Annotated in this window: 6 protein-coding genes; 1 reads left to right on the top strand and 5 read right to left on the bottom strand. The window is 73.3% G+C overall.

Going from position 1 to position 9672, the window contains the following annotated elements:
- From AC2CHG_RS27250 to AC2CHG_RS27240, 3 genes are all read right to left on the bottom strand, one after another.
- On the bottom strand, positions 1–1962 hold a 1962-nt coding region (locus AC2CHG_RS27250), incomplete at its 3' end, for a transglutaminase TgpA family protein (protein WP_484525874.1).
- A gap of 16 nt (positions 1963–1978) precedes the next feature.
- The gene (locus AC2CHG_RS27245; RefSeq protein WP_262014585.1) at positions 1979–3277 is read right to left on the bottom strand and encodes a DUF58 domain-containing protein; all 1299 of its coding nucleotides are present in this window, start codon (positions 3275–3277) and stop codon (positions 1979–1981) included.
- A 1-nt stretch (position 3278) separates the two neighbouring features.
- Complete coding sequence (locus tag AC2CHG_RS27240) at positions 3279–4334, bottom strand: AAA family ATPase (RefSeq protein WP_013287615.1); 1056 nt, start codon at positions 4332–4334, stop codon at positions 3279–3281.
- 397 nt (positions 4335–4731) lie between these two features.
- Between AC2CHG_RS27240 and leuS the strand changes: the two genes are divergently transcribed.
- Positions 4732–7572 (top strand): leucine--tRNA ligase, encoded by a 2841-nt coding sequence (gene leuS / locus AC2CHG_RS27235; RefSeq protein ID WP_484525873.1) that lies wholly within the window; start codon positions 4732–4734, stop codon positions 7570–7572.
- Positions 7573–7646: 74 nt separating this feature from the next.
- Here the strand turns inward: leuS and AC2CHG_RS27230 are convergent, their stop codons facing one another.
- Entirely contained in the window at positions 7647–8849 is a 1203-nt protein-coding gene (locus AC2CHG_RS27230; protein WP_484525872.1) for a TolB-like translocation protein, read from the bottom strand.
- A gap of 124 nt (positions 8850–8973) precedes the next feature.
- Positions 8974–9660 (bottom strand): TVP38/TMEM64 family protein, encoded by a 687-nt coding sequence (locus tag AC2CHG_RS27225; RefSeq protein WP_484525875.1) that lies wholly within the window; start codon positions 9658–9660, stop codon positions 8974–8976.
- Between the last annotated feature and the right edge of the window lie 12 nt (positions 9661–9672).

The following is a 9672-nucleotide window of genomic DNA, read 5'->3' as shown; positions in this document are numbered from 1 at the left end:
GGCCGCGGGCGGGACCGCCCGGACGCGCCGGCGTCGGCGCAGCGCGGAGCGGCGCAGGGCCGGTACGGCGAGCAGCGCCAGCAGCGCCAGCGCACCGGCCAGCCACCACGGCCAGACTGGGCTCTCCTCGGCCGGGCCGCCCTGGTTCAGCGTCAGGCCCTGGTCGGTGTCCTTGTCCAGCCGGTCCGCCTCGTTCGGCCCGGCCGACGGGCCGGCCGCGTCGGGAGCGCTGGTGCTGCCGGCCGACGGGGTGACCTCCTCGGGGGCGTCGATGTCCGGCGCCCAGGCCGAGCGGACCGAGCCCGTCACGGCCGCCGCCGGGGTGGCGTCGAACGGCACCCAGCCGATCCCGCTGAAGTTGACCTCGGTCCAGGCGTGCAGGTTGCGGTTGGTCAGCACGTACGTGCTGCCGTCGGCGTTGCCGCCGTTGGTGAACCCGACGGCCACCCGGGCCGGGATACCGGCGGCCCGGACCAGCCAGGCCATCGCCGCCGCGTACTGCTGGCAGTAGCCGACCTTGGTGGCGAGGAAGTCGGTGATGTCCTCCCCGCTGCTGCCGTTGCGGGTGGACAGCGCGTAGGTGAAGCCGTTCTCCACGGAGAAGTAGTCGTAGATCGCCCGGACCTTGTCGTAGTCGTTCGACTTGCCCTTCACCAGCTGCGCGACCAGTTCCTCGACGGCCGGGACGGACGGCCGCTCGGTCTGCTGCCGCATCACCGGGCTGTCCGAGGGCAGCGACGGGGCCGCGCGCAGCGCCGCCGGGCTGAAGGTGGACCGTACGTAGTCGAACGAGTAGCTCTTGCCGCGGGCGTTGTCCCGGTTGGAGAAGACGACCTGCTGGTTCGGGTCGTACAGCCAGTTGCCGTTGAGGTCGTCGGTGTTGACCGGCTCGGCGTAGACCGGCAGCAACGGCATGTTGAGGTTCTTCGTCACCTCGACCGTGGCGCGGTAGCGCTGCTGCTCGACACCGCGCGTGGCGCGTTCCCCCGGGTCGGGCAGCGGGCGGGTGACCGGCCGCCCGGTAGGCACGCGTGCCTGGAAGCCGCTCGGCCGCAGGTCGTCCACCACGCCCAGGCGCAGGTAGAACGGGGTGGTCTCGTTGGTACTGACCTTGACCAGCTCGACTTCCTCGTTCTGGTTGAGCTGGCCGCTGAGCGCCGCGAACAGGTCGACCCGGCCCGAGCTGCCGCCCTGGCCCGGGCGCCCGTTGCCTTCGCCGGGCCCGGCGCCGACGTTGTTCAGCAGCCCGCCGGTCATCCCGGGCACTGCGAGCGGCAGCGCCACCGCCACGATCACGCCGACCACGGCGAGCCGCCGTCCGGCCGCGGCGAGCGGGGACGCCTCCCAGACGTCCACGTCACGGCCCTCGCCGGTGAACCGGCGGCCGAACCGGCGTACCCGGTCGACGTTGTCGGTGACCAGCAGCCAGAGGTAACCGGCGGCGCCGACCACGAACGGGGTGGCCGGGACGCTGTCCACGTAGACCGCGACCGGCACCGAGTAGATGGCGAGCATCGGCAGACCGGCCAGCGCCGGGCGGCGCAACCCGACCGCGAGCACGTCCACCACCACCGCGACCGCGCCGATGCCGAGCACCGCGAGGAACAGCAGCGAGTCGACGTCCGGCACCTTCACGCCGTACGAGCGCATGTCCTGCAACGACGTCTGGAGCAGGTCGCCGAAGTGGGCGAACGTGGCCGGGGTCGGCACGAACGCGAGCAGTTCGGTGCCGCCGGGGAAGACCCAGGTCAGGCCCAGGGTCAGCCCGCCCAGCATGGCCAGTACCTGCCCCCACAGCGGGAACCGGCCCAGCCGGCTCAACGCGGCCGCGCCAGCCACCACGGCGACCACGACGGCGGCCTGGATCAGCCAGGTCCAGCGTTCGAAGATCGCCGACAGGGGGGCCGCCGCCAGCAGTGTCGCCGCCGCGGCGACGAACCCGATGTTGCGGTGCGGGGTCACAGGGGGATCCTTCCCGTCATCGTCGTCCGCCGGCCACCGTCTCGGCCATGGCGGCCCGCAGCGCGAAGCCCTGCGAGCCCCGTCCGGCCTGCGGCCACAGCATCGGCAGCCGGGTGCCGTGCTCCACCCCGATGACCCGCCAACCGCTCTGCAGCAGCGTGAGCGCGGCGGCGCCGTGTGCCCGCTCCGCCTCGGCCCGGGCGTTCGGTGGCAGGTTGAGCCAGGTGTTGCTGTCGAGCAGGAACGCCACGCAGGTGGCGCCGTTGCCGCGCAGCCCGGCCAGCAGTTCCGCCTCGGCGGTGCCGAGCGTGCCGAGCAGCGCGATGATCAGACCGCCGTCGGCCCGCTGCCGGACCTGCTGCACGAGCGTGGTGATCTCGCCGCGCCGGTCCAGGTGCACGTCGGCGAGGTGGTCGAGCAGCAGTCCCTCGCCGCCCGCCTCGGTGGCGCCGACGTCGGCGCCGTTGCCGGTGACCAGCCGCAGCTTGTAGCCGGCCTCGCGCAGGTGCACGGCGATGCTGGCGGCGGCCGAGACCGCCCACTCGAAGCTGGCCGTCGGGCCCTCGCCCCGGTGCCCGCCGGCACGGGTGTCGAGCACCACCGTGGCGCGGCTCTCCCACGGCTGCTCCTCGCGGCGCACCATCAGCTCACCGGTGCGGGCGGTGGACTTCCAGTGCACCCGGCGCAGGTCGTCGCCCCTCCGGTACTCCCGGGTGGCGGCGTCGTCCTCGCCGTGCACCGCCACCGACCGGGCCCGGCTGTCGCCGCTGCCGGCGTACTCACCTGGTAGCCGGACCGACGGCAGCGGGGTGACCTGCGGGATCACCGTGAGGTGGTCGGTGCTGGGGAACGACCGGGTCAGCTCGCACAGGCCGAACGGGTCGGTCAGCCGGATCACCAGCGGCCCCACCTCGTAGCGGCCGCGCACGTCCGCGCGGACCGTGTACGCCACGGAGCTGGCCTGGTGCGCGCCGAGCCGCTCCAGCACCACCCGGGGCCGGCTGCCCAGCGCGTACGGCAGGCGGTCCTCCAGCAGCAGCGTGCCGGTGGGCAGGCGGGACAGGTTCTGCAGCCGCAGCACCACGCGGGAGCTGGCCCCGACCGGCACCCGGTGCGGCTCCAGCGACCTGTTGCAGGCCAGCTTGTACCGGCTGCGCCCGACGTACGCGGCGGCCAGCAGCGGCAGCACGGCGAGCAGGACCGCCACCCGGAGCAGGTCCTTCTCGCCCAGGATGCCGGCGGAGATCGCCGCGGCCACCGCGGCCGCCAGGAAGGAGCGGCCGCGGGTGGTCAGCCCACGCAGGCCGTCGCGCACGTCACGGCCTCCGCGGCTCGTACGGCCCGCGGCCGTTGTTGCCGCCGCCGGGGCGGGTGTCGTACGGCGAGCGCTGCCGGTCGTGCGGGAGCGGCAGGCGGTGCACCAGCTCGGAGACGATCGCGTCGGTGGTGCGCCGGGCCAGCTGCGCGTCCGCGGTCGGGATGATCCGGTGCGCCAGCACCGGCACCGCGAGCACCTGGAGGTCGTCCGGCAGGACGTAGTCGCGGCCCTCCAGGGCGGCCACCGCGCGGGCGGTGCGCAGCAGCTGGAGCGTGGCCCGCGGGGACGCGCCCAGGCGCAGGTCGGGCGCCTCCCGGGTGGCGGTGACCAGGTCGATCGCGTACTGCTTGACGGCGTCGGCGACGTGTACCTGCCGGACGTGGCCGATCAGCCGGCGGACGGTGGCCGCGTCGGAGACCGGCCGCAGCCCGGGCAGCGGGTCGGTGGCGCCGTGCCCGTCGAGCATGGCCAGCTCGGCGCGCGGGTCCGGGTAGCCCATGGCGATGCGGGCGGTGAACCGGTCGCGCTGCGCCTCGGGCAGCGGGTAGGTGCCCTCCATCTCGATCGGGTTCTGCGTCGCGATCACCATGAACGGCGTCTGCAACTGGTAGGTGACCCCGTCGACGGTGACCTGCCGCTCCTCCATGCACTCCAGCAGCGCCGACTGGGTCTTCGGCGAGGCCCGGTTGATCTCGTCGCCGACCACCAGGTTGGCGAAGACCGCGCCGGGGCGGAACTCGAAGTCGTGCGTCTCCTGGTTGTAGACGCTGACACCGGTGACGTCGCTGGGAAGCAGGTCGGGGGTGAACTGGATCCGCCGGACCGAGCAGTCGATGGACCGGGCCATCGCCTTGGCGAGCTTGGTCTTGCCGACGCCGGGCACGTCCTCGATGAGCAGGTGACCCTCGGCCAGCAGCACCGCCAGGGCGAGCCGGACGGTGGCGGTCTTGCCCTCGATGACCTGCTCGATGTTGGCCACGATGGCCTCGCTGGCGGCGCGGAACTCGTCGTGCGGCAGCAGACCGCCCACCTCGTCCCAGGTCTGTTGTGTCACGGGCCTCCTCCTCGTCGCCTGGACGGCAGCTCTTTATAGAGCACCTGGACCCGCCGTTGGGTTCGCGACGCCGAGCCTCGTCTGCCGCAGAAATCTCATTGGTATCTCAGGCTAACCATGTTTGTCGTTACTGCCGACTCCCGCAGGTGGTCGGTCGGTTACGCCCGGAATATTCGCCGGACCGGGGGACCGGCCGCCGCGGGTGGAACGGGCGCGCCGCCACCGAGGGGTGCGAGGTACACTGCCTGCATGGCCGGGTTCTTCCTGCTTCTTACCGAGCCGTGTTGATGCGCTGAAAGCGCGACAGCACGGCCGCCCCTCCTGCGCGAGGGGCTTTTTTGTGCCCGCAGCAGACCGCCCACAATTTTTTCGAATCGATCCGCGCCGAGGAGACGCCATGAGTGAGGCAGCCGCACCGGCGACCGACATCCCCCCGTTCCGGTACACCGCCGCCCTGGCCGACGAGATCGAGCACCGCTGGCAGGACACCTGGGCGCGGGAGGGCACCTTCCACGCGCCGAACCCGGTCGGCCCGCTGGCCGACCCGGGCCACCCGCGGGCGGGCGCCGAGAAGATGTACGTGCTGGACATGTTCCCGTACCCGTCCGGTGCCGGCCTGCACGTCGGTCACCCGCTGGGCTACATCGGCACCGACTGCTACGCCCGTTACCAGCGGATGGCCGGGCGCAACGTGCTGCACGCGATGGGCTTCGACGCGTTCGGCCTGCCCGCCGAGCAGTACGCGGTGCAGACCGGCACCCACCCGCGGACCACCACCGAGGCCAACATCGAGCGGTTCAAGGCGCAGCTGCGCCGGCTGGGGCTGGCTCACGACGAGCGGCGCTCGGTGGCGACCATCGACACCGAGTTCTACCGCTGGACCCAGTGGATCTTCCTGCAGATCTTCAACTCCTGGTACGACGCGGACGCCAAGAAGGCCCGGCCGATCGCCGAGCTGATCGCCGAGTTCGAGGGCGGCACCCGCGCCACCCCGGACGGGCGTCCGTGGGCCGAGCTGACCGTGGGGGAGCGGCGCAAGGTCGTCGACGACCACCGCCTGGCGTACGTCTCGGAGGCGCCGGTGAACTGGTGCCCGGGACTGGGCACCGTGGTGGCCAACGAGGAGGTCACCGCCGACGGCCGGTCCGAGCGCGGCAACTTCCCGGTCTTCAAGCGCAACCTGAAGCAGTGGATGATGCGGATCACCGCGTACGGGGACCGGCTGCTGGAGGACCTGGACACACTGGACTGGCCGGAGCCGATCAAGCTGCAGCAGCGCAACTGGATCGGCCGGTCGACCGGCGCGCACATCGACTTCCCGACCGACGCCGCCCCGGTGCGGGTGTTCACGACCCGGCCGGACACCGTCTTCGGCGCCACCTACATGGTGCTGGCGCCCGAGCACGAACTGGTCGACGTGCTGACGCCGGCCGCCTGGCCGGAGGGGACGAAGGACGCCTGGACCGGCGGGCACGCCGGCCCGCGTGAGGCCGTCGAGGCGTACCGGAAGGCCGCCGCGGCCAAGACGGACGTGGAGCGGCAGGCGGACAGCAAGGAGAAGACCGGCGTCTTCGTCGGCGCCTACGCGACCAACCCGGTGACCGGCGGGCAGATGCCGATCTTCATCGCCGACTACGTGCTGGCCGGGTACGGCACCGGCGCGATCATGGCGGTGCCGGCCCAGGACGAGCGGGACTGGGACTTCGCCGAGGTCTTCGAGCTGCCGATCGTGCGGACCGTGCGGCCGCCGGAGGGCTTCGACGGCAAGGCGTACACCGGTGACGGCCCGGCGATCAACAGCGCCGCGCCGGAGCGCGGCATCGACCTGGACGGCCTGGGCGTCGCCGACGCGAAGGCCCGGATCATCGAGTGGCTGGAGGCGAACGGGCACGGCGCCGGCGCGGTCACCTGGCGGCTGCGCGACTGGCTGTTCTCCCGGCAGCGCTACTGGGGTGAGCCGTTCCCGATCGTCTACGACGAGACCGGGGCGCCGATCGCGCTGCCCGAGTCGATGCTGCCCGTCGAGCTGCCCGAGGTGGAGGACTTCTCGCCGAAGACGTTCGACCCGGAGGACGCCGACAGCACCCCGGAGACCCCGCTGTCGCGGCGGCGCGACTGGGTGGAGGTGGAGCTGGACCTGGGCGACGGGCCGAAGCGCTACACCCGCGAGACCAACGTGATGCCGCAGTGGGCCGGCTCCTGCTGGTACGAGCTGCGCTACCTGGACCCGGCCGACTCGCAGCGCTTCGCCGACCCGGAGAACGAGGCGTACTGGATGGGGCCGCGCCGCGACGGCGACTGCGGTGGCACCGACCTGTACGTCGGCGGCGCCGAGCACGCCGTGCTGCACCTGCTGTACGCGCGTTTCTGGCACAAGGTGCTGTACGACCTGGGCCACGTGTCGTCGTTCGAGCCGTTCCGCCGCCTGTTCAACCAGGGCATGATCCAGGCGTACGCGTTCGTCGACCCGCGCGGCGCCTACGTGCCCGCCGAGGAGGTCGTCGAGGTCGACGGCCGTTGGTTCCACGGCGAGACCGAGGTGCGGCGCGAGTACGGCAAGATGGGCAAGTCGCTGAAGAACGTGGTCACCCCGGACGACATGTGCGCGGCGTACGGCGCGGACACGTTCCGGGTGTACGAGATGTCGATGGGCCCGCTGGAGGTGTCCCGCCCGTGGGAGACCCGGGCCGTCGTCGGCGCGTACCGGTTCCTGCAGCGGGTCTGGCGCACCGTCGTCGACGAGCAGACCGGTGAGCTGCGGGTCACCGACGAGCCGGCCGACGAGGCGACCCGGCGGCTGCTGCACAAGGCGATCGACGGGGTCCGCGCCGACATGGACGGGATCCGGTTCAACACCGCCATCGCCAAGCTGATCGAGCTGACGAACGGCCTGACCCGGCTGGCGCGTACGCCGCGCGAGGTGGCCGAGCCGCTGGTGCTGATGGTCGCCCCGTTCGCCCCGCACATGGCCGAGGAGCTGTGGCGCAAGCTGGGCCACGAGACCTCGCTGGCGTACGCGGACTTCCCGGTCGCCGACCCGGCCCTGCTGGTGGCCGAGTCGGTCACCTACCCGGTGCAGGTGAACGGCAAGGTCCGGGGCCGGGTCGAGGTGCCCGCCGACGCGTCCGAGGAGACCGTCCGCGCGACCGCGCTGGAGGCGGTCGCGGGCGCGCTGGGCGGCAAGGAGCCGCGCAAGGTGATCGTGGTGAAGGGCCGGATGGTGTCTGTGGTCGCCTGACCGGCGGCCGTGAGCCGGAGGCGCGTCCCGCAGGCGGGGCGCGCCTCAACCCGGCGGCGGCTCCCCGTGGTCCGTCATGGGCACGCCGGCAGTGGCGGCAGCCGGTCCAGGCGCAGCAGCGAGTACGCGTGCCGCTCCGTGGGGACCGAGTTGTCGTCCGGGTCCATCAGCAGCGCCGAGCCCGAGACCATCGCCTGGGCGTGGTCCGCGGTCAGCCGGACGTACGAGCCGGTCCGCAGGTCGGCCACGTACCAGCCCAGGTGGTAGTCGAAGAGCACCAGGTCGCCGACCGCAGTGGGGCTGGCGATCCGGTGGAACGGGTCCTCGGTCGGTGGCCTGGCGCCGGGCGGCAGCGAGGGCGTAGCCGGCCGGGGAGGAGTGACCCGCAGGATCCGCACGGGTGCCGTCCAGTCCGGCCGCCAGACGGTCAGGTCGCGCTCGTCCCGGGACATCCAGGCCGTGGTGCGGCCGTCAGTGGTCATGTCCACCGTGGTCCCCGGTCCCAGGGCCGGCGGTGCCGGAGGGCCCGCCGTCTCATCCGGGCCGATCGCGTTCAGGCGGCCAGTGGCCCTGTCGAACCAGATCAGGTCGGCGCCGCGGAACCCGACAGCGCTCACCTGTCCGGTGGCCACCGTGCGGACCGTTCCGGCCGCCAGGTCGTGCAGGGTCAGCTCGGCCCGGTCCTTGTCGAGGATCCGGGTCACGGCGAGCTTCCCGTCCTGCAGCAGGAACGGGACGCCGCCCTGGTCGGCGCTCGCGACCCGCCGCGGCTCGGCCCCGGTCTCCGCGTCCCAGACGAAGAGTTCCGCGCCACCGGTGGAGTGCGGCGCCGCCCGGATGAGGTCGGAGCGTGCGTAGACCAGCCAGCGCCCGTCGAAGTCGCCCCACAGCGGGAAGGTGAACAGGTCCGGCATGGTGGCCACGACCCGTCGGTCGCCGTTCTTCTCCTGCTTGACCAGCAGCATCGGGAGACCGTCGCGCTGCACGGTGGCGAACGCGGAGCGGGCGTCCGGTGCCGGGGTGAGCCCTGACCACCGCTCCCCGGGCTCCTGCGGCAGCCGGCTGTCCCGGATCGCGTCCTGCCAGCTCTGCGGCATGGTGACCGGGCAGAAGTCGGCACGCGGCGCGGCGGTCACCTGCGTCGAGGGCATTCCCTCGGCCGTCGCCGGGGTGGCCGCCGGGTCTCCCGGGGTGCACGCGGCGAGCAGCGCCGCCGCGAGGACCGGAGCGAGGACGGCGGCGGCCCGGGAGCGGGCCGCGCGGGACGAGGGCCTCATGCTCGCGAATGCTAGGTAGCGCCGGTGCCGCGCGGTGACCGGTGGGCGGGATCGTCGTGCGGTCGTTACCGGGGCCGGTCCGGCCCGGAGGTCCTCCGCGCGGTCGTGCGCCTTCGCCGCCGGGTCAGCCGGCCGGTCCGGCAGACCGGCGCCGTTCGGCCCGCCACCAGCGGTGGATGATCAGCACACTGGCGATCAGGCCGAGGCTCGCAGGCGCAGCCGCGTACCAGTTGATCGAACCGGGACTTGTCGCGGCGGCGCCGATCGCCGCGTAGCCGATCGCGGTGGGGGCGGAGGCGATCACGCTGCCGGCCAGGAACGGCAGGATCCGGGCCGCGGTGGTGCCGTAGCCGTAGCTGACCAGGCCGAACCCGGCGATCGGCAGCAGCCGCACGGTGACCACGCCGAAGACGCTCTGCCGGGCGAACCAGCCGTCGAGGCGGGCCAGCCGGCCGCGGACCCGCTCGGCGACGAACTCGCGGCCCAGCACCCGGCCCACTGTGAAGCCGATGGCCGCCGCGAGCAGCGCCGCGCCGAGCGCGTAGGCGGCGCCCTGCACCGGGCCGAAGATCGCGCCCGCGGCCAGCGTGACGAACGTCCGCGGCACCAGCGCCACCAGCAGCAGCGCGCCGCCGATCACCGCCGCGGGCGGGCCGTAGCCGCCGAGCGAGTCGGCGAGCCGGGGCAGGTCGGCCGGGTCCGGCCGGGGCACCAGCAGCAGCGTCACGCCGAACCCGGCGAGCAGCAGCAGGAGCAGCCCGAACCGGCGCGCCGAGGGCTGCCGCAGCAACCCGGCGAGCCGGCGGGCCACCGGTCGCCGCCC

It is taken from the genome of Micromonospora sp. ATLC20, from assembly GCF_057196585.1.
Note: the sequence above shows the minus strand (reverse complement) of the source record. Positions and strands in the feature narration are given on the sequence as shown.

Coding starts and splice junctions, on each gene's coding strand:
- leuS (WP_484525873.1), top strand. CDS start 4,732: ATGAGTGAGGCAGCCGCACCGGCGACCGACATCCCCCCGTTCCGGTAC.
- AC2CHG_RS27230 (WP_484525872.1), bottom strand. CDS start 8,849: ATGAGGCCCTCGTCCCGCGCGGCCCGCTCCCGGGCCGCCGCCGTCCTC.